This window comes from Undibacterium sp. Di26W, assembly GCF_049340265.1.
In the GTDB taxonomy this organism is placed as follows: Bacteria; Pseudomonadota; Gammaproteobacteria; order Burkholderiales; family Burkholderiaceae_D; genus Undibacterium.
This window is the reverse complement of sequence record NZ_JBMPOR010000022.1, coordinates 72856-99343: the sequence shown is the minus strand read 5'-3', so window position 1 is coordinate 99343 and position 26488 is coordinate 72856. Positions and strand designations below refer to the sequence as shown.

Sequence of the window (26488 nt, the reverse complement as noted above, 5' to 3'; positions counted from 1 at the left end):
CGCCTGATTTAATTTAATCGCAGTCGCAGTTGCTCTAGCCATTCAAGCTGCGCGGCAGCCAGTGCAGCTTGTAACTGGGCCGCAATAACTGGGTGGGCGACGATTCCATCTTCATCCAGTCCACCACCTATCACCGCTACTGTCACTGATGCCGCCTCTATAATTTGGGCCGACATCACCGTCAGTATTTCTCTCAATGCCGCGTCGGCATGTGTTGCCCTGGGGGATGCATTCAAGACCATCACCGGTTTATTGACAAAAACATCGCTGCTGACGGTCCAGTCCAGCGCATTTTTCATGACGCCGGTGATGCCGTGTGCATATTCCGGGCTGGCGATCAGCACCACATCAGCGCTGGCAATCTGCTGTTTAAAGTCAGCCACGCTGACAGGTGGGCAGGCATCCAGATCAGGGTTAAACATGGGCAAGCCTGCCATACCGGTAAATTCTTGTATCACCATGTCTGGTGGTGCCAGGCGCTGGATGGCGCGTATCAACATGGCGTTGAGTGAGGCGGCGCGCAGGCTGCCGCAAATGGCCAATAGCTTCATTCAGGATTCTTTAGTGAGAGCCGGGTTTGCAAAACCGTATTATGGGGTAATTTGCGCATTGCCGTTTTGACTCCATGTTTGACCAACACGCCCTCATGCGTAAGTCCTGTTGATATAAGCCAAAAAACAACTTCTTGTAAAAAATTAATGCTGATCTTCAATTTGCAGCTATTCTTTAATTGACCCGCCAGCACAGGCAGTTTATTTTTTAGCCGGATAATAAAAAAGGTGGATAGATGTCGGCGTCTTATAGCAATGATGAAATAGAAGACAAGTTTTTTTTACTCGGGCAAAGGGAAATCCTGGGTGCCATGAACGATCTGGCACACCGGCGCGAGCCCGTGACTGTTTATTTTAATGATGGCAAGCAATTTATTGTCACCATGATCCTGTCTGCCAGGTCGGATGGCCTGGTGTTTGATATTGGCGGGGACACCCGTTCGAATAAATTGCTGGAACAGGCCAAGACCTGTGTTTTCCTGGCGCTGCCGGAAGGCATACGTGTACAGTTTTCTGGTATTGATCCGCAACGCTTCGAATGGGGTGATCAGGATGCCTTCTGGGTGCCTATTCCCAAACGCATCATTCGCATGCAAAGGCGTGAATATTTCCGCAATCAGCTTCCCATTATTGACCCGCTGATGGTCAAGCTGTATGACGAGAAGGGGCAGATGACTGCTGAATGGCCGATTTATGACCTCAGCGTCGGTGGCCTGAGTGTGCAGTTAAACAGCCCGCCAGAATTCAAACTGCAACACCGCATCGCCAAAATGCTGATCGTGCTGGGTGCCAAAAATGTTGTCCATTGTGAAGGCGTGGTGCGCCATATCACACCTATGGACAGGGTCAAATTCGGTAAGCACCGCGTTGGTATCAGTTTCCAGAAACTACCACATCATATGGATGTGGCGATTCAAAAGCATATCAACCAACTCGAATATGAACGGCACAAGCTCGAAGTCAAGTAAACAGGACGACATCGGCAGGCTCGCGCTCACCTTCGGCCAGCAACACGACATCGCCCGGCACCACTTCACGCCCCGGCATCGATTGCGGCAGAAGTGGCTAACTCCTGCTGTCCTGATAGACATCATCATGCTGCTCTCTGGAATGCAGATAAAAACGCTGCTAAAGTAAGCGCAATATGCCCCAGGAGATTGAAGCGATGATGACAATAGAGCAAATACGCGAACAAGTAGAAAAAACTTTTCGCGACGAGGCCGATTTTGATGACACCATGGAATTGCTGGCGGCGCATAGTGTAGCCAATCCCGGTGACGCCGAATTGCTGCGCATGCGAATCGCCTTGTTTGACGCCGCCTATGATCATGTCGCCGCCTGGAAAGACAGAAAAACCCTGTTGGCATTGCAGCCCGAAGACCTGGATAACCAGTTAGCCATGCTGTCACGTCAGCACCGCTCTGCACACTGGATTGCCGACGATGCCTTTGCCGAAAGAATGCAGGCCTTGTCTCCGGATGACGATAGTGACGGCAGTGACGATGAAGGCGATAGTGACGAAGGCGAAGAGATCGAACCCGCTGATCCGGAACGTGAAGCCGCCCTAACCGCCTTGCAAGAAGAGGCCGATGCTTACGCTGATGTGCTGCAAAATGAAGCCATCGATGGCTTCCTGCAAATGATGGCGGTTCACGCACCAGATGCCAGCAGCGCAAGCAAAATACTGGCTGCGTGGGCAGACACCAGCATCTGGAACCCGTGGCAGCATTACACACTGATTCTGCAAGCACTGGCAGCCCATCCACATGAAGTCGCTTTAAAAAAAGAAACAGCCAGGTTACTGGTTTCGCTGTGTGATACCAGTGAAGAAGACAGTGTTAAAACACCCATCGGTTATTTTGAACACATGATAGCCGGGCGTTACCATGCCGCCTCTGTCTATCACGCCATTGCCGCCATCGATGAAGTGGATGACCTCGACACTGACCCCGTGCTACTGACCAGTAAGGCACAACTGTTAAAAACCCTGGATGATTATCCTGCCGCTGCAAGCTGCCTCAGACAGGCTGGCATCGCCTATGCAGCGGCTTTGCAAAGCGCCGACCAGGAACAGCGTGAAGACTTGCAGTCCAATTTGTCAGAGGTGTTGCGTGATGCAGCCGCCTGTGAAGGCGGGCGCGAAGCCGTGCATGCCGCGCATTTCGCCGAACTGGATTCATCCATGGCGCGCCTGGATGATTTACCTAACACGTTCATGGGTAAGGACGATGTCGTCAACACTATGGCAGGCCCCCTGGCCGAGTTGAAATCCAGCCTGGCAGAATGGCAGGTCGCCAGCAATAATCAGCCGGTCGGACCAACCGAAGAAGAAATGCTGGAACTAAAAAACATCGCCACCAAAATAGCCAATTCCAGCATGAGCCTGGTTAGCTGGGATCAAATCGATATCCTGCCTATGGAATTAGCAGACTTTGCAGAAGAAATGCCCCCTTGGTTTGACGAGATGGTGGCGGTATTAAGCAAGACCAGCTTACAGTTTTTATCCTGGTTTCAAAACATGTCCAATGTGGCCGCACTGAAACGCGAAGCGCCTGGCCAGTGCTGGCTGTCACCCTCACATGACTTTGCATTGACGATCGAAGCCGCTGGCAGGGCACGCCTGAAACGTTGCCTGAGCATGTTCAATGATGGCAGCCTGATGTTGACCGCGGATAGTCGTGGTAGTACTTACTATGTCAGCGGCCCGCATGTGCACAGCTTTGGTGTTTTCAAATCCACCCCCCTGAACGACATGCTGGCCTTGCACCATGCACGCGTGCAGGCGCATCTGGCTGGCAGGCCCGGCATCAGCATCAAACCCATGGATAGCCTGGACAATATAGAAGAATTTGAAAACCTTCTGCGCAGCCATAGCCGCGAATTCCGTCTTGCAAACGGTATGACCGATCCTGAAATACGTGGCATGAATGTCAAGTTCAATGATTTTTTTGCGATAGAGCTGAAGCGGGAAGTGGCTGATCGCATCGCCGTATTGAAAGCTACCCACCCATAAAATTCAGGCGGCAAAGATATAGAAAAATATTTCTAGACAAAAGTTTCTAGAACATTTATTCTGCTTACATTCTCACATCAGGATGTCAGGCATGTCGTCTCCCGGTCAAAAATCCATCATTCCCAAGCCCACCGCTTCCGAGCTGAATTTGCTCAAGGTCTTGTGGCAGCAAGGCCCCCTGAATGCCAAGCAGGTGCATGAGGTCGTGCAGGCCGAGCGCCCCGATCTGGCCTATGCCACCGTGCTGCGGCATTTGCAGATCATGCATGGCAAAGGCATTTTGACGCGCGACGAAAGTCAGCGCTCACATATCTATGCACCTTCGCAAGAACAGGATTCGCTACAGACCAACCTGCTCAAGGACATGATACAAAAGGTCTTTGCCGGCTCTGGCAAGGCCCTGGTACTGGCAGCCCTGCGCGGCCACGTCAGCGCACAAGAGCGCGACGAGATAGAACAAATTCTTCAGGATGAAAAAAAATCATGATGTCTGCGCATACCCTTGCTGAGCTGCTGGGCTGGCCATTGCTGCACTTTGTCTGGCAGGGCGCACTGATCACCAGTGTCAGCGCCATTTTGCTGGCGCTATGCCGTAATGCGCGTCCACAACTGCGTTACCTGATTGCCTGTCTTGCCATGTTGCTGTGCCTGTTGTGGCCAGCGCTGGGCGTGTTCCAGCAATGGCAGTCACCGCAAGCCATGACTCTGGAAGCAGCCATGCAACTGGCCGCAAATAGCGCGTTGCCGCTGGATCTGGTCTGGGTACGTGAAAGCGCACTGGCTGCCCATATAGAAAATTATCTGCCACTGATTGTTGCCATCTGGAGCGGCGGTGTTGCCCTGATGCTGGCACGTCTGGGCCTGGGCCTGTTATGGGTGTACCGGCTGGGCAAACATCAGCCACAGCCGCAACAGGATTGCTTGTTGCAGGCTCGCCAGTGGCAGGCACGCACCAGCCAGATGGCACAGCAATTTGCCATTGGCCGCCGGGTACAGTTACAGTTCCAGCAGCAACTGGTCAGCCCCATTACCTATGGCTGTTTCAGGCCTGTGATATTGATGCCAGCCTCTTTGCTGAGCGGCATGCCTTACGACATGATAGAAGCCCTGCTGGCGCATGAACTGGGGCACATCAAACGCTGGGATTATCTGGTGAACCTGTTGCAAAACCTGGTGCTGGCGATGCTGTTCTATCACCCGGCGGTGTGGTGGTTGTCGAAACGCATCAATGCCGAAAGAGAATTGATTGCCGATGACCTGGCCATCAGCGCCGTTGGCCAGTCGCGCCCCCTGGCCCGTGCTTTGCAATGGCTGGACAAATTGCAGATCGCTGCGCTGCCTATGCCTGCCATGGCTGCCCACGGTGGCGACCTGCTGTCGCGCATCAAACGCCTGATACGCCCTGATGCCCAACCCTGGCACTGGAAGATGGCCGTACCCGTATTGGGCATAGGCATGGCCCTGGTCTTGCTGTTGCAAACCCAATTGATATCCAATGCCGAAGCCCTGCCGCAGACAGTAGACCGCGACCAGCCAGCGACGCAGATGGCAACACAGATGGCAACGCAGGTGACAACACCAGCAGCGCAAGCTGCCAGCCCGCACAGGACAGCGTATGTACAAACCCAGTCAGAACATGTGCTGGTCATGGATGAACAAAGCGGCAAAATCTTGTTGTCTAAAAATGCAGACAGCATGGTACCCATCGCATCGCTATCCAAATTGATGACAGCCATGCTCACGCTGGATGCCGGGCTGGACAAGAATGAAGCCATCACCATCAGCAAAGAAGACATGCTGGTATATCAAAACAGCCAGGTGAAGTTAGCAGCGGGCATGGTCTTGTCACGCCAAAACCTGCTTGAACTGGCGCTGATCCCTTCCAGCAACACTGCCGCCAAAGCCCTGGCCAGAACTTACCCTGGTGGCGAAGCCGCATTTGCCACCGCCTTGCAACAAAAAATCGCCAGCCTCAAGCTACAACAAACCCACCTGGAAGAAGCCACTGGCACCTCATCCAAAAACCGCGCCAGTGCCAGCGACTTGGCCCGCATCGTCAAAGAAGCTGCGGGCTACCCGGAATTGCGCAGGCTCACCAGCAGCAGTCAAGGGGCGATCACCATCGCCGGCAAAACCCAGGAATACCAAAGCACCAATCCCCTCACAAGCAACAAAGACTGGGGCATCTCGCTGTCTAAAACCGGTTATTCCAAGGCGGCAGGCCGTTGCCTGGTGATGCGCGCCAGTGTGGCCGGCAAGCCCGTCATCATGGTTTTGCTGAATGCAAAAAATGTGGATATCCGCAATGACGATGTCCACCACATCCGGGCGATGCTAGACCCGGCTCCATCTAGTTAAGAAACTCTTCCCCCTCATTTTTTGACAGTGAAACTTTGCGCCACACCAGGCGCAAGGGACTGTCATTCCCTGAATAAACATCCACGCACATTGATGAAAGCACACAGCATGTTGTTGAGATTAACAAGATACCCCTTGTCGCGCATTGCACTGGCAGCGCTATCCCTGTTCGCCGGCAGGCAGGCGCTGGCCCAGGCACCTGCCATCAATGGCAATGGCCAGCAAGTCGACATCACCGCCAAACCGCAGCAGGTGCGTGAACGCCAGGACGACGTCGGCCTGCGCAGCACCTATGGCCGTGAAGACATAGAAAAATATGGCGACAGCAACCTCAGCGACGTCCTGAAACGCCTGCCCGGCATCAGCGTTACCGAAAGCAAAGGCAAGGGCGCAGAAATCCGCATGCGGGGCCTGGGCAATGGCTATACCCAGATCTTGCTGAACGGCCAGGCCACACCCAATGGCTTCACCATCGACAGCATTGCCCCTGATCTGATAGAAAAAATCGAAGTCATGCGCGTGGCTGGTGCCGACGTCAGTGCCCAAAGCATAGCCGGTACCATCAACATCGTACTCAAGAAAAAAAGTAGTAATCAATCGACAGAAATAAAATCCAGTGCAGGCCTGCAGGCCGGGCGCGTGTCTGGCAATGCATCCTGGAGTATCGCCGACCATCTGCCTGCCGCCATTGCAGACCGGGCAGACATCAACTATGTATTTGCAGGCAGCATCGACAGCACGACAAACGATGTGAATGATGCACTGCGCGAAGGCCAGTACAGTCTGCCTGCTAGCAAACAGTGGCAGGCACTGGCAGACAGGCAACTGCAGCAAACACAGCAAAACCGCCGCGACGCCATCAGCCTGACACCACGCCTGAACTGGAAAATCGATGCCCAAAACAGCCTCAACTGGCAGGTCTATGTGAACTATGCGCGACTGGAAACTGCCAAGTCTGAAAAAGAAACCAGCCTGCTGGGCACTACTACAGAATTCCCTGACAACCGTGCCCTCTGGGCTGCCCATATCTTCACCAGCCGTAACGACATTAACTGGGAACGTCGCCTGGCAGACAGCGCCAAGTTAAATCTTAACTGGGGCTGGAACCATTTTGACCGCGATGCCAAATTCCAGTTCTGGGGCAATGACAGCCAGGGCAGACAGACCGAACATCGCTATGTGACTGGTGACGCCAATGAAAACGAATATCGCTTCAGTGGCAAATACCTGGCACCATATTCAGAAAGCCATGTACTCAGCCTGGGGTGGGACAGCAGCCGTAGCGCACGCACCGAAGGCCGGGACGAAACCGACATCGACATTGCCACCGGCAACATCACGCCAGACAATCATCACTATCAGGCTGGCCTGGCCAAACTGGCCGTCTATCTGCAAGATGAATGGACCATCAATGCCGCCTGGTCTGCCTACCTGGGTTTGCGTTGGGAACGCATCGCCACCAATAGCCGCGAGGCGGGTGCATTTGATGTTGAGAACCGGTCCACCATGCTCAGCCCCATACTGCAAAGTGTGTGGAAGCTGGACGCAAAAAGACAATGGCGCTTTGCTCTGAACCGCAGCTTTAAACTGCCTACCGTCGCCAACCTGGTACCACGCCGCTTTCGCGTTGACAACAACAATACCCCGCTGAACGCCGACTTTCAGGGCAACCCCCGCTTGCGTCCTGAACGTGCCTGGGGACTGGATGTCGCTTATGAACATTACCTGACTGAATCCAGCCTTGTCAGTATCAATACCTACTGGCGCCGCATACAAGACGTGATGCTGGAACAACCGGCGCAAAACGACAGTCCCTGGCTCTCGATGGTTAACAATAGCGGGCAGGCCAAAGTCATCGGGCTGGAAGTTGAAATCAAAACCAAGCTGCAAGAGTTGTCACCTGGTTTGCCGCCGCTGGAACTGCGTGCTAACGCTAACCGCAACTGGTCAACCGTGGACCAGGTACCGGGGCCAAACAACCGCCTGGCGCACCAGACCGGCCTGCTGATCAGTACCGGGGCCGACTACCAGATCAACCCTGCCTGGCGCACAGGGGTAGACTTCAGCTTCCAGGCAGCAGACCAGATACACGAATCCACCTACATCAATACCCACACCGGCCCCAAACGCAACCTGGATATCTATCTAAGCTGGAAACAAAGGAAACAAAGCCAGTGGCGTTTTTCAGTCACCAATGTCTTGCAACAAGACCGGCTGGTCAGTGGCGACTACAGCAACGACACAGCACGCTGGACCGATGCCGGGCGCGAACAATCGGCACGGACCTGGCGCGTGGTGTGGGAATGGCGCATGTGATGCAAGCTTGTAGAGTAAGTACATCAAATTACGACAATTTTTAAATGCCGTCTTTACGAAATTTTTGGAAAATAAAATGAAATCATCAGCACTACAAATTTTAAGAGTCAGTATCCTTGCCATTGGCACCATGCTTACAATGATAGCCATGACAGCCATGAGTGCCGAAGTAGATACGAAAGCTGACGCTATCAAGCGCGCCGCGGATGAAGCCATACTTCCAGTCATGAAAGCACATGCCATCCCCGGCATGACCGTCGGCATTGTTGCCAATGGAAAGCAATACGTCTTCAACTATGGCTTGGCATCCAAATCAGAAGGCACGCCCGTCACCGATACAACGCTGTTTGAGATAGGTTCAATCAGCAAAACCTTTGTTGCAACCATGGCAACGCTGGCGCAGGGCAGGGGAAAGCTGGCACTGACCGACACGGTCGCTGACCACATTCCCAGCCTGAAAGGCAGCAGTTTTGGCGAAACCACCTTACTGAGCCTTGGCACCCACACCACCGGTGGCCTGCCTCAACAGGTGCCGGATGAAGTGTCGAACAATGAACAACTGATTAGCTATTTAAAAAATTGGAAACCGGACCATCCACAGGGCCAGTACCGCACATATAGCAATGTCAGCATAGGTTTGCTCGGCGTCATTGCCGCGCAGAGTTTGCAACAACCTACTGCGACCATCATGCAAGGACAAATTTTCCCCGCCTTCAGTATGAAAAATAGCTTTATCGTCGTACCTGACAGCAAACGGGCAGACTATGCGCAGGGCTACAGGCAAGATGACACCCCAGTCCGGATGAAGGACGGTGTGCTGTCCGCAGAAGCGTACGGAGTCAAAACCACCGCCAGCGACCTGGTGCAATTCATCAAGGCAAATATCGGCGAGATGAAACTGACACCAGAATTCGCACTCGCTTTGGAAAACACCCACACCGGCTATTTCAAAGCCGGCGGCATGACCCAAAGCCTGGTCTGGGAGCTGTACCCATACCCAACCGATGTCGCTGCCGTCATCGAGGGTTCTACCGACCACATGGCCCGTGACGCCACACCCGTTAAAAAAATCACGCCACCAATGATTTCAGGCGAAAATGTATTCATCCACAAGACAGGCGCCACCAATGGATTCGGGGCATACATCGCCTTTGTGCCTGAAAAGAAAATGGGAATTGTCATCCTGGCTAACAAGAATTATCCAAGCGCGGTGCGGATTAAGACAGCTCAGCAAATTCTTGGGCAGTTGGGTTTGTAAATTGGTTATAGGATTTGATGAATTGATTCAAAACGCTATGTTTTTTTTAAGCATTTAAATTTTTTCTCTGTTCATGTGGAAAATAGGTAACGCTCGTCTTAAGGTCAGGAAAGGCCTCAGGCGAGCGTAGGCAGTGATGCGGTTTGGCTGGAAGAATGACCAGTGCTAAGCCAATTAATAGTATGGAATAAAAAATGAAATCCCCATATTTGACGGCAATTGACGAGATTCGTTCAGGCTGGTAAAGGTCGAATAGCTTTGTATATTTGGCTGCCTGTGCGGCAGTGAACTCGCCTCAGTCAGCGCCCTGCCTTTATTCGGATTTTCAAGCTGCCTGTGCGGCAGTGAACGCGATGCGTCCACCAATGAGTACTACTTTCCCTTTCTAAGCTGCCTGTGCGGCAGTGAACTCGAAAAAGAACTGGAACAAGGTTTTGCATTTTCAATCTTGATATTACGTAGTATGAGTATGGATTTCATTACACCCCCATGATGCTGATGTTGAGTTGCAAGTCATCTCTTAATAAGGCAAGCTTCTTTTCGACAATTTTTTCCATGAGAGATATTCGACGCCTTTCATTTTTAATTTATCGTTGTCAAGTTTGTGGTTAAGCCATGAAGAAAATTGACCTGCGATTTCCGATTGCCAGTCTTTACTTTCTCGTTCCATTTGGAATTGCTTGTCGTCACGAAATGGATCAAGCCACAATTGTTGCGCACGGCTGATCTGACTTTCACTACTCCAGCCAGAGTGATCGGTGAGATTTCTGATTTCATAGGGATGGACAAACAAGATATCAATCAGCTCGTCTACTAATTCAGCGCGTTTGTCTGAATTCTTGTTCATCTTCCCCTGAGCGCATTGCCTGCGGCGGTTACGAAACAACGTTTGTCTACAATGATTTTGAGCGGAGGGTCGTTAGCACGTGCAACTGAATGAAGCTGCCTGATACCAGAGGAAAATCAGCATGAAGAGTCGTAAAAAAAGCAAAATTGATTGGCAAAAATTAGAGCCACTTAATCCGCTTCATTACAACGAAGATCGAGTGATGATCAGAGTGTGAATTGGGAAAGGCTAATTTTTAATTTTTCAATATGGATGCGTGCAGTTTGGCGTATCAGGGCTCGCTTTGTTTCTGCGCTTAATCAGACGATGTTTTGAGGCGATGGTTGCTGCGATTTTGTGTGGAAATTATGTTACGCGTGGAAAAGTGTTGTGTAAATAGATCTGATTGGATCGAAACTTGCACTTATGATCACGGGGTTGAGATAGAATACTTCGGTGAGGTGGCTTGAATTTCCTATCCTTTTTTCGTATTGGATATTCCTTGATCGTGCATAACTATTGATATCCATAACCAATCTGCGCTTACGGCTTCAAACATTCGAGAGAAATGATGAAAATAAGATTCATATTCGCTTTGCTTGTATGCTTTGGCCTGCCGTTCGTCGCGTGCGCGGAGGTTTACAAATGCAAGAATGCGGACGGAAAAGTCACATACTCGGATCAGGAGTGCCCTGGGTCGGCAACTGCAAGGACGTCGCCAAACTCAGTATCCAATCCGCCCACCCTTCCCCCCGTGAAGCGCGAAGAACGCACCGTCCAAGCCGGCCAGAAAAATGAGCCGAAACCGTCGACCTTCTATCCGCGCTCATCCATGGAGCCTGATCCGCCCATGTCTCAACAAGAAAAAGACAAATGGCGGGCTTTTGCAAAAGATATGGACAAAAAATATGCCGCTCTCTTAACAGAACGAACCCAGAGCTGCAAAACAGGCGACGCCAAGGCTTGCAAGGAACTCGCCTGCTCTTCGTTAGACGGAAGGCGTGGACCTGCCGAAGATTTTATCTACTGTGCCAAGGCAAGAGGATTGCCACACGGAAGCTACTGGGTAATCACGGAAGGACACCCTGATCCTGATCCGCAAAGCGATAAACATCTGCTCGAAGCAGCGCTGACGCCACGCCTAAAGGAAGGACGGCACGAAACTCTGCATAAAATGGACTTGTTGTGTTTCCGCAAGAACCGAACGCGTACCGATTTTGTTTCTGATCAATACTGGATCGACCAGATTCTCTATGTCGAAAAAGGCGCAAATGGGCCACTACTGAGATTGACATTTTCCCAAAACGGTTATGGGGCACACGGCACAAAAACAATGCCGGAATATAAAACACTGGAAGAATTGATCGACAAGACCTGTGAGAAGTAGTTGTAGATTCGTCAGCTCTGCATAAAACAGTCACCCATCAAACCATGAGGGAAATCCCATGCTCAAACTCGTGACTTCAGTTCTTTTCGTCATCCTGCTGGGCTTAAGCGGATGCCACAGGAAAGGCAATTTTGACGCCGGTTTGCAAGCGTATGAACGCAATGATTATCCCGCTGCATTGAAGGAGTTCAAGCCGCTCGCGGAAAGCGGTCATGTGGAAGCGCAATACTACATGGGGCACATGTACCTCACGAGCAAGGGTGTGCCGGTCGATGATGTGCAAATGGTGCGCTGGTTTCGCAAGGCGGCCGAACAGGGCCATGCCAAGTCTCAATCAAGGCTCGGTGAGTTGTACGTGTATGGTTCTGGCGTTCGCACGAACTTTGCCGAGGCGGCAAACTGGTTCTTGAAAGCCGCTGACCAAGGCGATGTCGATGCCCTGGTCAGTTTGGCTTATCTTTACGATGCCGGAACTGGGGTAAAAAAGGACCAGGAGGCAAGTTTCGCTCTTTATAGCCTTGCACGAAGCAGAGACCCATCGAAAGGCGATGAGACACTCTTCTCGAAAATGACAGCCGAGCAATTCGCGGCCGGACAGGCGCTTGCCGATCGTATGTCCGCCCCGGGAACCATATCCAAAGTGCTTGCCCAGCGCTAGAAAGAACGTGAACTGTGTTGGCCGCTCAGCCATGTAGGGCGGGTGAAACCCGCGCTGTGAATCGATTTCTCAACGATTTATCGTTCAAATATAATTTCCACATAAAAATCAGATCTGCTGTAATTCTCAAAAGTCTGTCGGCGCGGGTTCCACCCCATAAGCGCTAACCAAAATTACCGTCCCTTAGTTTTTTACTTTGAGACTGCCGTTTTTTTCTACCCGGGTCCTTCAAACGATTCATGATTGTTCCCCAAGATTCCAGGCAAGCAAATAATGGCTGACAAGGGTTAATCGCTACCCTTAATAATTTCAACATGATGATCGTTTCGCGCCAAATACTTCTTTCTTGTTTTGATCGTCGATTTTCATCTTGTTGATGAGGTGATTTTCGCTTCAATGTTAGCCTCATCAAGGGAAAAAAGCTCGCCCATCGCAATTAATCTTTCAATGAGACAAGCTACCAATAATTTTCCTTGTAACCATGCTTTGGCACCTTCTGGATCTTTCTTTTTGAGGTTTCCTATTTCCAGCAAGGATTTCAATCGCTTGAACACCAATTCGACTTGCCAGCGATGGCGGTACAATCCTAAAATTTCCTTCGCTTCTAATGCCAGTAACGTCGTCACCATAACCACATAACCCGCCAATTCAACCGTGCTCGCCTGAGCTTCCTTTGCACGGGCACGCTTACTCATTTCTCTCTTTAATCGGTGTTCACTTTCCTCTCTTTGTGCTGTCGTTTTACGATAAGCACAGACCCGCACAGGGATTAATTCTTTGCTGCCTTCGAGCACCGCTGACCATGCCGCACATTGACCCAATTCCAGCGTCCTGATTAAGGGCAGCAAATCAAACTTCTTTCCTTGCCCATCTTGTAGCGGCAAGCCCGTCAAATTCATTCTGGCAAGGATGTCGCCTCCTTGATCAAGTACATGATTTACGCCTCGTCGATTCGTGAAGCCGTGATCACATAACACCACGTCTCCGGCTTCAATACCAAACTGCGTGAGCGTTTCACCTACAGGAGGTCTTGTTCGTATTCTGAATCTGATATAAAAAACGTTTTGTCTTCCGCGCTAACCAAAAAACACTCTCATGATGATGACCTTGAGAGAAGCGTCCTTTGCGCTCCGTCACTGGCCGGATGCCAGAAACGACATGGAAAAAATCATGACTATGCACTCCAACTTAGAGCAACTCGCAGCGCTGCCGCAATTTCACGCCAGCTAATAATTCTGGTTGAAGATCGTTTAATAAGTGCTGCATCGTTAGCAAGGCATGGATCTCATCTGCATTAAACCAAATTCCGGGTAGTTCTTGCTGAGAGTTAGGTTCTCCCCAAGCAATGCGATAGCCTCCAGCATTTTTGTCAAATTCGACAGGGATGTTCATGCGGTCCCGGAGATAGCTCAGATATCTTTTGAACGTGGCCAGGGAAATTTCTAGCTCGTCAATGATGTCTGCTTTGGTGACGACTTTAGCTTGATGAAGCATTTGCGTAATGCGATATATTCTACTTGGCTGTCCCATGCAAGTCCTGAAATGGCGATATTTACAATGTTGCTATAACTATAAATAAATATTGTCGATATTGAAATAAAATATAGCAATAAATAACCTTGAATTATTTTGTGATTCAACGCCCATGCAATGATGCATCCTTCTGCCATCAACCGAGATTTAGAAATTTAATTGCGCAAAGATTAAGGTAATGTTTGGATAATTCACTCGATGGCGATGCTTGAATGGTGAGGAGTAGGGCAGTGCACTCAGCCGTCGTGAACGTATTGTTTTCGACAGTCTGGGCCTTTGTTACTGATGTTTATGGCTCAAGCCCAGACATGAAGACAAGATTTCATTGAACAATCTGTTGCCTTCATCCGCCAAGGGCGGCCAATAATGCAGGCAGCTTACTGCCATTGATAGGGATATCCGTGCATGAGCAATCTACTTGATAACATTGTCTGGCATACCCTGTTGGGGCCGCATGCCAGGTATGCGGAAGGGCTGGGCGCGGTGCGGCGTTATGCTGCGGGCTTTCCGCCGTTTGCTGCTTTTGCGGATGTTGGCAACCCTGATCTTGCTACGCTGGCGCGGTATGTGGCAGCCGGCGAGCAGATCTATTGCGATGGCTGGGCGGCACCTGCACCGTCAGGCTGGTGCATAGAATCAGAATCCGAATTACAGAAGATGGTCTGGAATACGGCCACCCCCACCGCTGATACAACGCTGGAAACCATTTTGTTGGGGCCGCAACATCAGTCCGCCATATTGGATTTGGCCGCGCTGACCAGCCCTGGTCCTTTTACTGTGGGCAGCCTGGCGCTGGGTGATTATCTGGGGGTGTTCGATGGGCCGCGCCTGCTGGCCATGGGCGGCGGGCGTCTGTGTGCAGATGGCTACAGGGAAATCAGCGGCGTTTGCACGCACCCGGCGTATCAGGGGCAGGGCATGGCAAAAAAGCTGGTGTCTGTATTGTTGCACCGTCATGCTCAACAGCATGAGAAAAGCTTTTTGCGTGTCATGCGTGCGAATGAAGCGGCGTTCCGGCTATATGTGAATATGGGTTTCCAGCACTATGGCACGTCGGTCGCCAGAGTCATTTCTCGCTATTAAAAAACAAAAAATAGAACAAAACCCCGTGCTGCGATGGCTGCGATGTCAGGCGCGGCTTTCGTCTTTTGTCTTGGTTGCATGGGGGCAACGTACTATAATCCAGCTGTACTGGCGAATAAACAAAACGTGCGGACTGCATGAAACAAGTGGACGGAGGCCCAGCGCTTCAGTATTCTTGCATTATTCCTATGGACAGGTCAGTCTGTCCTCTGGGGGATGTGCCGTTTCATTTTGCCGGCATGTCTGGCACGCTAAGGATGAAACCATGCTGATCACCAATTTGACATCGCAAACCGACGTGCCGGAGGATGGCTTGTTGGCAGAACGCGTGGCTTCTGATGCAACGCTCACCGCTGTGCGGCGGGTGCTTGAGCTTGAAACGGAAGTGAAGCGCTTGCGCGATACGTTTGCTGCCATGCCTGCCGCTGCCAGGCAAGATCCTGCGTGGAAAGATAAAGTTGCTCACCTGCTAAGCAGAGTCGTTTTGTTCCGGCTTGCTGCTTCTGCTGAACACGGGCGTGCTCATGCTGAGCCGTCGTCAGCGCGGGCAGTTGATCGTGCTGTGGAATGAAGCAGGAAGCTGTTGGCTTGCTGCAGGTGATTTGAAAAATTGTAGTGTAAAAAAATAGGAGTTGGCCATGGCCTCGGAAGAAACTAATGTGGTGTACGGAACGGAAGACTTGTTGACCAGTTTGTGTAACTCGGTGCTACGGGTGTTGAACGCCGCTACGCAAAGCAAGGTGCATTATTCGGCCATGGTGCAGCGTATTACCAAGATAGGTTTGAAGCCGGATATCGGCTGCTTTGTGCTGTTTGATGGTGGTTTTTCTGGTTTGGTGGTGTTGAACTTTGATGGCGATACCGCGCTGGAAATCTATGAAAAATACATGCTCAACATGGGCATGCCCAAGTCCGAGCTGGCGACGTCTTTCACGTCAGATGAAGTCGCCAATATTTTGGGTGAACTGATGAACCAGATCGTCGGTGATTTTACTGGCAAGGTACGCAGGGAACTACAAACCAATATCACCCAAAACCAGCCAAAGATGCTGGTGCTGACCAAGCAGGTCATGCTGAGTGTGGATACACCGCTGGACAGGCCAGAACTGCGCCGCGTGTCTTTCTTTACCGAAAAGAATAATATCTTTTATCTGGAACTTGCCATCGACCGGACAGAGTTCATCAAACTGCATGACTTTGATGCGCATGAAGTACCTGATCCGGATGCCTTGCTCGATATGCAGCAAGCTAGTCAGAAAGCGGAAGCAGCACCACCTGCGGCAGCAGACGATGACAATGCCGAACTGTTGAAATCTTTGGGGATGTAAATTGCCATGCATCAACATTGATGTTGATTAGGACTTACGCAAAACCGCCTCAACTGCGTTACAGCTCCTTGCCGCACTATTCGTGCTGTCTTCGTCGCTGCGCCTTGCTGGGACAATTTTGCGTAAGTCCTATTGATATTGATGCAGTTAAATAAAAGGCCGCGTTAACTTTAGTTAAGCGGCCTTTTGCTTTGTGCGTATAGCTTGGTTCAGTTTTCGTATTTCAGTTTTTACTTCAGCTTTTTTACCACCACGCAGCCTATGGAATAGCCCGCACCAAATGAGCAGATCACGCCTATGGTGCCGGGTATCAGGTCTTCCTGGTATTTGTGGAAGGCGATGATGGAACCTGCCGATGAGGTATTGGCGTAGGTGTCAAGGATGGTGGGTGATTCTTCTTGTGTGGCATCACGGCCCAAAATCATGCGGGCGATCAACAAATTCATGTTGAGGTTGGCCTGGTGCAGCCAGAAGCGTTTTACATCAGAGATGCTGATGCCGGCTGCCTGTACCGTTGAGGTGATGACGGCGGCGGCCATGGGGCAGACATCCTTGAACACTTTACGGCCTTGCTGGCGGAACAGTTTGTCGGGTTTGCCGATGCCGCTTTCATCAGCGCGGTTCAAGAAGCCAAAGTTGTTGCGGATATTGTTCGAGAATTGGGTCTTCAGTTTCAAGCCGACAATTTCAAACTGGTGCTTGGATGTTGCCAGGTCGGCGCGTTCTATGATGATGGCGGTGCAGGCATCACCAAAAATGAAGTGGCTGTCGCGATCACGCCAGTTCAGGTGGCCGCTGGTGATTTCCGGGTTGACTACCAGTACAGCACGGGCTTGCCCGCTTTCTATGGCAGTGACGGCGGCCTGTATGCCAAACGTGGCAGATGAACAGGCGACATTGATGTCATACCCATAGCCGTCTATACCCAGTGCCGCCTGAATTTCAACTGCCATGGCAGGGTAGCCGCGCTGCATATTGCTGGCGGCACAGATCACGGCGTCGATATCGGCAGCGCTGCGGCCCGCACGTTCCAGCGCCTGGGTGGCGGCTGCCACGGCCATTTCACACATGATGGATGGTTCGTCGTCGCTGCGTTCCGGGATGCGTGGCGTCATGCGGTTGATATCCAGCACGCCATCTTTGTTCATCACATAACGGGCTTTGATGCCGGATGCTTTTTCTATGAAGGCAACGCTGGATTCTTCCAGTGCCACGACGTCGCCGCTGGCGATGGCCGCTGCGTTTTGTGCATTATGTTGCTGGACATAACCATTGAAGCTGGCGATCAGTTCTTCATTGGAAATGGACTGGGATGGCGTGTACAGGCCGGTGCCGCTGATGACTACTTTACTCATCTCTTGCTTTCTTGTTATGTCGTTCCGAATAATGCGCAAAAAATGCGCGACGATGTCGCTCGATTTTACACAAGATTAATGACAATCTAGCGAGAAACGCACAGAAATAGAGTGCTTGTTCCAGTTTGGTGCATCTTGAAACCGGAACAAGCAGGTGTGACAGAATTGGCAGCTTTTACGACTTTCAGCCAGTCAATTGCTGTTTATGATGCAGCAAATGCGCTTCAACAAAGCTGGTGATGAAGTAATAGCCGTGGTCATAGCCAGCGTGGTAACGCAGGTTTAGTGGCTGTTGTACTTGTTGGCAGGCAGCGGCAAACAGGTCGGGGTGTAATTGCGCTTCCAGAAATTTATCGTCCAGCCCTTGGTCGATCAGGATGCCTTTGGGGAAGGGGGGCTGACGCAGATTCTGCATCAACTGGGTGGCGTCATAGGCGCGCCAGCTTGTTGTGTCTGTCCCCAGATAGCCGCTGAAAGCCTTGTTACCCCACGGGCAATGCATGGGGGCGGCAATCGGGGCAAAGGCTGACACGCTGTGAAAAAATTCTGGATGACGCAAGGCCAGTACCAATGCCCCATGGCCGCCCATGGAATGCCCCATGATGCCTACCCTTTGCCTGTCCGTGGGCAAGTTATCGAGCAGGATGTTTCTCAGTTCATGCACGATATAGCTGTGCATGCGGTAATGCTTGCTCCACGGTGCTTCGGTGGCGTCCAGGTAAAAGCCGGCGGCGACGCCAAAATCCCAGTTGTCGCTGTCGCCAGGGATGTTGGCATTGCGCGGGCTGGTATCTGGCGTGATGAGGATGATGCCTTCGCGGGCGGCAATGGCTTGCGCACCACCCTTGATCATGAAGGTTTCTTCGGTGCAGGTCAGCCCCGCAAGGTAAAACACCGCTGGGCAAGTGGCGCCAGCCAGTGCCTGCGGTGGCAGGTAGACAGAAAACCGCATAGGCAATCCGATTTCTCTGGATGCATGCTGATAAAACCGCTGCACGCCAGCATGGCAGGCATGCTGGCTTAACAGCTCAATATCATCCGGCAGGGGCAAGAGCGGCTTCATCAGTACAGCACGACAGAACGGATGGATTCGCCGCTTTTCATGAGGTCAAAGCCTTCATTGATGCGTTCCAGCGGTAGCCTGTGGGTGATCAGGTCATCGATATTCAACTTGCCTTCCATGTACCAGTCGACGATTTTGGGCACGTCGGTACGGCCACGGGCACCGCCAAAGGCAGAACCTTTCCATTCGCGACCAGTCACCAACTGGAAGGGGCGGGTGCTGATTTCTGCACCGGCTTCGGCCACACCGATGATGATGGATTTACCCCAGCCCTTGTGACAGCATTCCAGTGCCTGACGCATGACCTTGGTATTGCCTATGCATTCAAATGAATAGTCGGCACCGCCATCGGTCAACTGGATGATATGGTCAACCACGTTTTCTACCTGCGACGGATTGATGAAGTGGGTCATGCCAAACTGGCGCGCCATACTTTCACGTGCAGGGTTCAGGTCGACACCGATGATCTTGTCGGCACCCACCATTTTGGCTGCCTGTATCACGTTCAAGCCTATGCCACCCAGTCCAAATACCACCACATTCGCGCCAGCTTCCACCTTGGCGGTGAAAACCACGGCACCTACGCCAGTGGTGACGCCACAGCCGATATAGCAAATCTTGTCGAAGGGGGCATCTTCCCGCACTTTGGCAACGGCAATTTCTGGCACCACGATGTAGTTGGAAAAAGTCGAGGTACCCATGTAATGGAACAGTGGTTTGCCATCCAGCGAGAAGCGCGATGTCGCATCCGGCATCAGCCCGCGTCCCTGGGTGGAACGGATTGCCTGGCACAGATTGGTCTTGCGTGACAGGCAGAATTTGCATTGACGGCATTCGGGCGTGTACAGCGGGATCACATGGTCACCCTTGCGCAGGCTGCTGACACCCGGGCCGGTATCGACCACGACGCCAGCGCCTTCATGTCCCAGGATGGCAGGGAACAAGCCTTCCGGGTCGGCACCAGACAGGGTGTAATAATCGGTATGGCAAATGCCGGTGGCCTTGACTTCGATCAGCACTTCACCAGCTTGCGGGCCTTGCAGATCGACTTCTTCTATCGTCAAGGGCGCACCTGCTTTCCAGGCGATGGCGGCTTTGGTTTTCATGCTGATCCTTTATGGAATGTTAAGGTTTGCTGATTGTCTTAGAAAGCCGGTGTATTGCGGGTGTTTTTTAGCGGTCTGGCTGATTCTGAATGAAGAATGGCTTAAAAAGACGGGGCAGTGGCTTCTGGACTATCATCATGCTTTTGTTGATGCACAGGGTAAAGTCGTGAATTTAAACAAGCGCACAGACCAACACGTAGACAAACACGCAGACAAACGCGGTTTTCCACGCCGGCTTGATATTATCGTGTATCCCGGTTTCAAGGCGCTGGAGGCGATAGGGCCGATGTCGGTGTTTGAATATGCGAATATCCATTTGCAGCGCCAGGGCAAGCCCGCCGCTTATGATGTCAAAATTGCAGCTGCCCAGGTTGGGCCTGTGCGCTCAGACACGCTGATGTGCCTGGAAGCGACCAAGGCCATCAACCCGCTGGCCTTGCCAGACGATGCGATTATTGTTGGCTCGCGCCATATCCGCGATGCGCTGGAAGAAAATGGCGCAATTATCGACTGGGTGGCGCATGTCGCCCCCAAAATCCAGCGCCTGGCGGCCTTGTGCTCGGGTGCTTTCTTCCTGGCAAAGACAGGGCTGCTGGATGGCAAGCATGCCACCACGCACTGGAGTGTGGCGCGCCAGTTGAAGGATGATTTCCCGGCTGTGCAGGTGGATGCGGATGCCATCTTTATACGCAGTGGCAACCTGTGGACATCGGCTGGTGTGACGGCAGGCATAGACCTGGCCCTGGCTTTTGTCGAAGATGATTGCGGCCATGAACTGGCGCTGGAAGTGGCCAGTGACATGGTGGTGTACCTGAAGCGCCCCGGTGGACAATCACAGTTCAGTACCCATTTGCTGAGCCAGAAAACGGCGCAGACCAATATCCGTGAATTGCAACAGTGGATATTATCCAACCTGCATCAACGCCTGCCGGTATCGCAACTGGCCGATATGGCTGGCATGAGCCTGCGCAATTTCGCCCGCCTGTTCCAGCGTGAAGTGGGTGTCAGCACGTCGGAATTTATCGAAACTGCGCGTCTTGAAACTGCCCAGCGCTTATTGGCCGACGTGTCGGAACAGGGCATGCCGGTTAAAACCATTGCTGCTCGTTGTGGCTTTGCCAGTGATGATCATTTGCGCCGGGTATGCCAAAAACGCTTGCACGTATCACCGACGCAATACCGCGACAGTTTTACATCGCCACATAGCGGTCAGGGCGGTGGTTCAGGCTGATTGCCAGGTTCAGGGCAAAGGCACCAATGATGGACGCCAGCAGCGCCATCGGTGGCACTACCGCCAGCGAAGCCATGACGATGCAAAAATCCACCGCCATTTGCAACTTGCCGGCACGTATGCCGCGTTTTTCTTGCAGGTACAGGGCCAGGATATTGATACCGCCAAGACTGGACTGGTGGCGGAACAGCACAATAAAACCTACGCCCATCATCAAGCCACCGATCAACGCAACATAGAATGGGGTCAGTGCCGTCATGCTGGTCAGGTGCACTAATTTGGGATGCAGGCTAGAAAATACCGATACCAGTGCCACCGCACAAAATGTCTTGAGTGTGAAGCGCCAGCCCATGCGTTGCCAGGCCAGCCAGTAAAACGGCAGGTTGATGAGGAAAAACACCAGACCGAAGGATAGGCCGGTGCTGTAATGAATCAGAAAGGCCAGCCCGGCGGTGCCACCAGTCAGCAAGCCAGCCTGATTAAACAGGGCGATACCCAGCGACACCAGCATGGTGCCGGTAAAGATGGCCAGCACATCTTCCAGCAGGCTATGGGCTACCAGTGATTTGGGCGGAGTCTTGCTGACGGTTTTCATGACAGGTGGCAGGTACAAAAAAAGGTCGATACGGGTCAATATGGATCGATACGGACCGATTGTACTTGCTGCCAGCCCAGCCAGATATCAGCCTGGCTGACGATAGTCAGTTTCGTTGATGTGCGTCAAGACTTGCCAGGAACCTCAGCCAGATTTGAGCCAGTCTTGTGACAAACGCCATTGCTCGCTGTCAGCTCTTCAGGGTCTTCAACTGCGTTTCTGCATCTTCACGCAATTTTTTGCTGAGAGGTGGTTTGTAAGTCAGGGCTTTTTCAAAATTTGAAATTGCCTTGGGTTTGTCGTTCAGTGCTTGCTGGCATTGCCCCAGGCGATAATGGCTGGCCGCGCTGGCATCGATGCTCAGGGATTTTTCAAACCAGTTGATGGCATCCTTGTGCTTGCCCTGTTCCTGCAAGGCGCGTCCCATGCCATACGAACCCTGGTATTTGTCAGGGTAACGCTGCTGTAGGTCGCTGAAAACCCGTTCGGCGTCAGCATATTTCTTTTCTTGCACATAGGTGGCACCCACGGTGAACAGCACATTGCGCTGCAGCTTGGCCAGGGCTTCGACATTGCCGGGGATGGCAGACAGGGCATTGGTTTCTGCGCGGCTGGCATTTTTGTCAGACAGGTCTATCGTTGCCTGCATCAGATTGCTGGCGGCGGTGCTGACCTTGGCGGTTTCCAGCACCAGGTTTTGTGCCTTGCTTTTACCACCACCGGCAATTGCCGGGGCTTGCAGGTAATATTGCAACAGGGAATTACGGGCGTTGAAATTTTTCGGGTCCAGTTCCACCGCCTTGAAGAAGGCATCGTGGATTTTGCCGGCGTAGGACATGGCGGCAAACATGTTGCCTGAGGTGGCTTTTGTACCCAGCACATTGCCCAGCATTTCATGGCATTCAGACATCTGTGGCTGGGCGCTGATGCATTGCTCTGCATACTTGGCGGCATCATCCAGTTTATCCAGCTTGCCTTCTGCCAGTATCAGTTCGGCTTTCGCCAGCAGGGCATCGGCATTGTTTGGATCAGTACTCAATTTGGCGGTGGCCGCTTTATCGGCTTCGGCATATTTTTTTGCCTTCATCAGCGCTTCATATTCATGGGCGCTGGCGGCTGGTGCCGTCATCATCGCAATCGAAGTGATCGACATGGCAATCAGGGTCTGCAACAATTTCATACTATTCTCGATCAGGATGATGATTCAAGTTTAACGGGGCCCTGCCAGTTTTGGTTGACCTGCGCCCCGTCTTTACCCGATTCTTACTGGCCGTGGTCTACTTACCTGGCGCATCCTGTTCGACAACGGGTTCTTCCTGAACTGCCGGTGGCAGGAAAAAGTCACGCGGGCCTTGCCAGAAGCGGGTCCACAGCAAGACCGTCAGCAAGCCACCCTGGCCAAAACTGACGCGTCGTGAACGCAGGGCAACCAGCATTGCCAGGCTGAAGCTGACACCCAGGTTCACCATGCCAATCGCGATGATACCGAACAGCGAATACACCGCCACTTGCCAGCTCATATGGTTGTCCAGTCCCACCAGGGCAAAGGCAAAATTGGCACTGGCAAAGGTGATATGACGGATGTCAATCGGCAAGCCAAAGAAGCTGCCGAGCTGGCCGATGGTACCCAGCATGACCCCAAAGAAAAAATTTCCGGCCAGTGCACCCAGGTTATTGCCGATATAGGTCGTCACCCGCAGCAATTTTGCCTCACCCAGGATTTTCTTCAGCCAGCTCAGTTGTCGCAAGCGATCCGGGATATAGGCATAACTGGCCTTGTTATCGTAGTAGCCGGAAATCAAGCCCGACAAAAACAGGCAAACACCGGCAATCGCCGCATGGGGCAGGGCCAGGCTGCCGAAGGGGTCTATGTCGTGCAGCAAGTGTCCGGCTTTTTCTGGTGACACCAGGTGCTTGCCTGTGATCATGACCCACGCCCAGGCGATGGCATAGGCGGTGGGCATGGCCAAGCCTACATTGCCGATAATGGCAATGAACTGGGAGCGCAATACGCGCACGATCAACTCTACCAGCTCATCCAGTTTTTGCTTGCCTTCGTCTATCGCCCGCGCAATCAGCGCGGCCGTCATGGCTGGCTGTTTGGTGGCGATGGTGAAATGCAGCACATGCACTAATATGAAGCCGGAAGAATAATTCAGACTGTACAACAGGGCATAACCAAACGGTGCCATGGCCATATAGCCAAACAGGATCTTGATCAGCGCCATGAAACCGACAATAAAACCTGCCCCCAGGGCCGAGCGCAGCATGCTCATCCATTCGGTGCGATTGTTGGTGACATAATGTTCACCGCTGCGACCGGCTCTTTCCGTGACTTGCAGCGACAGCAGTTCGGTACTGGTCTGTATCAAATTGCGCAAGCTGTGGCGCTCGTTGTCTGCCTTGACCAGTTCTTTTAACAGTTGCACACCGAGTTGGCTGGTGGTGCCGGTGGTACTGGTGTTGCGGCTGTCGAGCACATCCAGCAACTGTCGCAGGCGGGCAATGCTTTGCGTCAGTTGCAGCAGCAAACGGGTCAGGCTGACAGAGACACCCTGGAAAGAAGCCGTGCGGCGTATGCGGTTGCTGATGTCTTCGCATTGTGTCAGCAAGACTTCGATGTGCTTGCTGTCTTCACGCAACTGGGTTTTATCGATTAGCCACTGGCTGTAAATCAGCACATAGTCATTGATGGCATCGTTCTGTCGCAGGAAAGGGGATTCAAACTTTTCTATATCCGGGTGATTGCGTACCAGTTCTGCTTCCAGCCCGATATTCGTGATGCGATAAGACAGCACCTGTACCGCACTCAGGATTTCACTGGTCAGCGCGGCATGTGTCAGACGCGCCGTACGTAAGCGAAAACCGATAGCGCTGATCAAATCCACCCAGGCCTGGTCTTCGATGCCATTCACCCAGATATGATCTGTCTCTTCGTGAAATAATTGCCCAAACACATCCTTGATATAGTCATCATTGACCAGTGGCGGCAAAATCTTGTTGAGCAGGCGTTGCCGGGCTGCTGTCCAGAACCCGACGTTCTGGGTAATGCCGGTATCGGTAAACAAATGCACGAGCTTGCGCGTGGTTAATACCTGCAACAGGTAGTGACGCAACGCGCTACGCCATGCAAGGCGTTGCCGCAGGACAAAGCAAAGGGCACGCAGGTTGTGGGTGGCACGGTCGATATCATGGGGGCGCGGCGGTCTTATTTCTGCGACCAGATTGCGCAGGTGCTGGATATCGTTCAGTGCAGGGTGTTCGGTCAGGCGGAGTTGAATCTCGGCTAAAACGTTATCGATGCTCAAACGTTTCTCCTTAAAATGCTATAGAGCGTAAGTTGTAACGCAATTTGCTTCATTTGTCATGTGAACAAGTCATACTGTTTGTAATTAAATGTCCTTACTCCTCATAAAAAGGGGGATTTGTAAGGCTTATTCCAGACCATTTGCATGCAAGTAAAGGCAATTTAGTCTAAAGTGTCGGCTTGTACATAACAAAGGTTAGACGTTGGAAAATTTATTGCTGGTGCTTGCTGCCCTGTTACTGGTCTTGTTAAACGGCTTTTTCGTCGCAGCGGAGTTTGGTCTGGTGAAGTTGCGTCAGACCAGGGTACGCAGTATCGCGAAGACCTCGGGTTTGCGGGGTCGTTTGTTATTCACGGTCCATCAGCATCTGGATACCTATCTGTCTGCCTGCCAGTTGGGCATTACGCTGGCTTCACTGGGTCTGGGCTGGATAGGTGAACCGGCCTTTGCCAGTTTGTTGCACCCCCTGTTTATCCTCGTCGGTGTCCATTCAGAAGAATTGATACACGGCATTTCTTTCTTCTTCGCCTTCTTTGTTATTTCTTTCCTGCACATCGTGGTGGGTGAGCTGGCTCCCAAATCCATGGCCATCCGCATGCCTGAGCGCGTATCCCTGTGGACTGCACCGGCCTTGTATGCGTTTTACTGGGCCATGTACCCCGCCATCTGGACCCTGAACTGGAGTTCCAACAAGGTCTTGAAATGGATAGGCCTGAGCGCCGAACACGGCGGTGATACCCATTATTCGCCAGAAGAACTGAAACTGATCCTGCGCGGCAGCCACGGCGGTAAGAAAGAAACCCGCGATGAGTGGAGCATCATGGCCCAGGTGCTGGATTTTGGCGGCCTGGAAATTTCCGACCTGATGCGCCCCATCAATGAAGTGGTGGCCATGTACAAAAGTGTCTCGCTCGAAGAAAACATGGAAACTGCTTCCCGTAACCGTTTCAGCCGGTATCCCTATTTTGATGACGATGATGAAACCGTACTCGGCATGCTGCATCTGAAAGACCTGTTCCTGGCGCAGCAGGCCGGTAAGCCGCTGGATGACCTGAGCAAGCATGTGCGCCAGGTTGAATTTGTGCCGCCTACCATGCCGGCGCTGGAATTATTTCGCCGTTTCCGCAAGGGGGCACCACATTTTGCCATCGTCGGTACCCGTGGCAGCAAGCCGGTTGGTTTCCTGACGCTGGACAACCTGCTCAGCGCCCTGGTCGGCCAGATACGTGATGAATTCCGTCAAAATGAAAATGACTGGACCCTGCTGGACGACGGCACCCTGATAGGCAAGGGCAGCCTGCCCCTGTTTACCCTGGGCAGTGCGCTGGGTTTTGATGTCGACAGTGACGAAGTCGAATCGATAGGCGGCCTGATCATGCACAAGCTGGGTGATTTACCGGTGGAAGGCCAAAAAGTCGAATTCGAGCGCTTTGATGCCGTAGTCAAGAAAATGAATGGCCCGCGTATCATACTGGTTCGCATACATCCCAAATCTGATACCTGAATGATGTCTGAACGT

At 52.1% G+C, this 26488-nt stretch carries 24 protein-coding genes and 1 pseudogene; 15 read left to right on the top strand and 10 right to left on the bottom strand.

The window, feature by feature from the left end; all coding sequences use genetic code 11:
• Window positions 1–8: 8 nt before the first annotated feature.
• A complete protein-coding gene (locus ACO0LM_RS21965; RefSeq protein WP_423039937.1) occupies window positions 9–551 on the bottom strand; it encodes an NADPH-dependent FMN reductase in 543 nt (180 codons plus the stop codon).
• A 236-nt stretch (window positions 552–787) separates the two neighbouring features.
• On the opposite strand from ACO0LM_RS21965, the gene ACO0LM_RS21960 reads away from it, so the two are divergent.
• The 7 genes from ACO0LM_RS21960 to ampC all read left to right on the top strand — a co-directional run bounded on the left by ACO0LM_RS21960 (window position 788) and on the right by ampC (window position 9496).
• On the top strand, window positions 788–1519 hold the full coding sequence (locus ACO0LM_RS21960) for a flagellar brake protein (RefSeq protein ID WP_423039935.1): 732 nt from the start codon (window positions 788–790) through the stop codon (window positions 1517–1519).
• Window positions 1491–1688 carry a hypothetical protein gene (locus ACO0LM_RS21955; RefSeq protein ID WP_423039977.1) on the top strand — a complete coding sequence of 66 codons (198 nt, stop codon included), beginning with the start codon at window positions 1491–1493 and terminating at the stop codon, window positions 1686–1688. The genes ACO0LM_RS21960 and ACO0LM_RS21955 overlap by 29 nt, the downstream gene beginning before the upstream one ends.
• A gap of 28 nt (window positions 1689–1716) precedes the next feature.
• Complete coding sequence (locus ACO0LM_RS21950) at window positions 1717–3564, top strand: hypothetical protein (protein ID WP_423039933.1); 1848 nt, start codon at window positions 1717–1719, stop codon at window positions 3562–3564.
• 91 nt (window positions 3565–3655) lie between these two features.
• Complete coding sequence (locus ACO0LM_RS21945) at window positions 3656–4051, top strand: BlaI/MecI/CopY family transcriptional regulator (protein WP_423039931.1); 396 nt, start codon at window positions 3656–3658, stop codon at window positions 4049–4051.
• Window positions 4048–5922 carry a M56 family metallopeptidase gene (locus tag ACO0LM_RS21940; protein WP_423039929.1) on the top strand — a complete coding sequence of 625 codons (1875 nt, stop codon included), beginning with the start codon at window positions 4048–4050 and terminating at the stop codon, window positions 5920–5922. Before ACO0LM_RS21945 ends, ACO0LM_RS21940 begins: the two co-directional genes overlap by 4 nt.
• 108 nt (window positions 5923–6030) lie before the next feature.
• Entirely contained in the window at window positions 6031–8238 is a 2208-nt protein-coding gene (locus ACO0LM_RS21935; RefSeq protein ID WP_423039927.1) for a TonB-dependent receptor plug domain-containing protein, read from the top strand.
• 76 nt (window positions 8239–8314) lie between these two features.
• Window positions 8315–9496 carry a class C beta-lactamase gene (ampC, locus tag ACO0LM_RS21930; RefSeq protein WP_423039925.1) on the top strand — a complete coding sequence of 394 codons (1182 nt, stop codon included), beginning with the start codon at window positions 8315–8317 and terminating at the stop codon, window positions 9494–9496.
• A gap of 520 nt (window positions 9497–10016) precedes the next feature.
• Here ampC and ACO0LM_RS21925 read toward each other — a convergent pair.
• Window positions 10017–10343: a type I-F CRISPR-associated protein Csy1 gene (locus ACO0LM_RS21925; protein WP_423039923.1), complete on the bottom strand. Its 327-nt coding sequence runs from the start codon at window positions 10341–10343 to the stop codon at window positions 10017–10019.
• Between the two features lie 547 nt (window positions 10344–10890).
• Here ACO0LM_RS21925 and ACO0LM_RS21920 point away from each other — a divergent pair.
• The 3 genes and pseudogenes from ACO0LM_RS21920 to ACO0LM_RS21910 all read left to right on the top strand — a co-directional run.
• Window positions 10891–11055, top strand: a pseudogene (locus tag ACO0LM_RS21920) (DUF4124 domain-containing protein); the annotation flags it as partial.
• A 117-nt stretch (window positions 11056–11172) separates the two neighbouring features.
• A complete protein-coding gene (locus ACO0LM_RS21915; RefSeq protein WP_423039975.1) occupies window positions 11173–11709 on the top strand; it encodes a hypothetical protein in 537 nt (178 codons plus the stop codon).
• Between the two features lie 58 nt (window positions 11710–11767).
• Window positions 11768–12367 carry a tetratricopeptide repeat protein gene (locus ACO0LM_RS21910; RefSeq protein ID WP_423039921.1) on the top strand — a complete coding sequence of 200 codons (600 nt, stop codon included), beginning with the start codon at window positions 11768–11770 and terminating at the stop codon, window positions 12365–12367.
• A 365-nt stretch (window positions 12368–12732) separates the two neighbouring features.
• Here ACO0LM_RS21910 and ACO0LM_RS21905 read toward each other — a convergent pair whose 3' ends face one another.
• Together ACO0LM_RS21905 and ACO0LM_RS21900 are read right to left on the bottom strand one after the other, a co-directional pair.
• On the bottom strand, window positions 12733–13344 hold the full coding sequence (locus ACO0LM_RS21905; protein ID WP_423039919.1) for a transposase: 612 nt from the start codon (window positions 13342–13344) through the stop codon (window positions 12733–12735).
• Window positions 13345–13555: 211 nt separating this feature from the next.
• The gene (locus ACO0LM_RS21900; protein ID WP_423039917.1) at window positions 13556–13897 is read right to left on the bottom strand and encodes a helix-turn-helix transcriptional regulator; all 342 of its coding nucleotides are present in this window, start codon (window positions 13895–13897) and stop codon (window positions 13556–13558) included.
• Window positions 13898–14305: 408 nt separating this feature from the next.
• Here ACO0LM_RS21900 and ACO0LM_RS21895 point away from each other — a divergent pair, with 408 nt between their 5' ends.
• From ACO0LM_RS21895 to ACO0LM_RS21885, 3 genes are all read left to right on the top strand, one after another.
• Window positions 14306–14983, top strand: coding sequence for a GNAT family N-acetyltransferase (locus ACO0LM_RS21895; RefSeq protein WP_423039915.1), 678 nt, complete (start codon window positions 14306–14308; stop codon window positions 14981–14983).
• A gap of 265 nt (window positions 14984–15248) precedes the next feature.
• Window positions 15249–15554: a hypothetical protein gene (locus ACO0LM_RS21890; RefSeq protein WP_423039913.1), complete on the top strand. Its 306-nt coding sequence runs from the start codon at window positions 15249–15251 to the stop codon at window positions 15552–15554.
• A 67-nt stretch (window positions 15555–15621) separates the two neighbouring features.
• Window positions 15622–16311, top strand: a complete 690-nt coding sequence (locus tag ACO0LM_RS21885) for a DUF3334 family protein (RefSeq protein ID WP_423039911.1) — start codon at window positions 15622–15624, stop codon at window positions 16309–16311.
• A 230-nt stretch (window positions 16312–16541) separates the two neighbouring features.
• On the opposite strand, the gene ACO0LM_RS21880 is transcribed toward ACO0LM_RS21885, so the two are convergent.
• The 3 genes from ACO0LM_RS21880 to ACO0LM_RS21870 all read right to left on the bottom strand — a co-directional run bounded on the left by ACO0LM_RS21880 (window position 16542) and on the right by ACO0LM_RS21870 (window position 19835).
• On the bottom strand, window positions 16542–17666 hold the full coding sequence (locus ACO0LM_RS21880; RefSeq protein WP_423039909.1) for a beta-ketoacyl-ACP synthase III: 1125 nt from the start codon (window positions 17664–17666) through the stop codon (window positions 16542–16544).
• A 184-nt stretch (window positions 17667–17850) separates the two neighbouring features.
• A complete protein-coding gene (fghA, locus tag ACO0LM_RS21875; RefSeq protein ID WP_423039907.1) occupies window positions 17851–18729 on the bottom strand; it encodes an S-formylglutathione hydrolase in 879 nt (292 codons plus the stop codon).
• Complete coding sequence (locus ACO0LM_RS21870; protein WP_422987812.1) at window positions 18729–19835, bottom strand: S-(hydroxymethyl)glutathione dehydrogenase/class III alcohol dehydrogenase; 1107 nt, start codon at window positions 19833–19835, stop codon at window positions 18729–18731. Before ACO0LM_RS21870 ends, fghA begins: the two co-directional genes overlap by 1 nt.
• Window positions 19836–20079: 244 nt before the next feature.
• On the opposite strand from ACO0LM_RS21870, the gene ACO0LM_RS21865 reads away from it, so the two are divergent.
• Window positions 20080–21066, top strand: a complete 987-nt coding sequence (locus ACO0LM_RS21865; protein ID WP_423039971.1) for a GlxA family transcriptional regulator — start codon at window positions 20080–20082, stop codon at window positions 21064–21066.
• Here ACO0LM_RS21865 and ACO0LM_RS21860 read toward each other — a convergent pair.
• The 3 genes from ACO0LM_RS21860 to ACO0LM_RS21850 all read right to left on the bottom strand — a co-directional run bounded on the left by ACO0LM_RS21860 (window position 21026) and on the right by ACO0LM_RS21850 (window position 24969).
• Entirely contained in the window at window positions 21026–21661 is a 636-nt protein-coding gene (locus tag ACO0LM_RS21860; RefSeq protein WP_423039905.1) for a YitT family protein, read from the bottom strand. The genes ACO0LM_RS21865 and ACO0LM_RS21860 overlap by 41 nt on opposite strands.
• Window positions 21662–21851: 190 nt before the next feature.
• Complete coding sequence (locus ACO0LM_RS21855) at window positions 21852–22841, bottom strand: tetratricopeptide repeat protein (protein WP_423039903.1); 990 nt, start codon at window positions 22839–22841, stop codon at window positions 21852–21854.
• Window positions 22842–22938: 97 nt separating this feature from the next.
• On the bottom strand, window positions 22939–24969 hold the full coding sequence (locus ACO0LM_RS21850) for a site-specific recombinase (RefSeq protein WP_423039901.1): 2031 nt from the start codon (window positions 24967–24969) through the stop codon (window positions 22939–22941).
• A 202-nt stretch (window positions 24970–25171) separates the two neighbouring features.
• Here ACO0LM_RS21850 and ACO0LM_RS21845 point away from each other — a divergent pair, with 202 nt between their 5' ends.
• Window positions 25172–26473 carry a hemolysin family protein gene (locus ACO0LM_RS21845; RefSeq protein WP_423039899.1) on the top strand — a complete coding sequence of 434 codons (1302 nt, stop codon included), beginning with the start codon at window positions 25172–25174 and terminating at the stop codon, window positions 26471–26473.
• Window positions 26474–26488 lie beyond the last annotated feature (15 nt).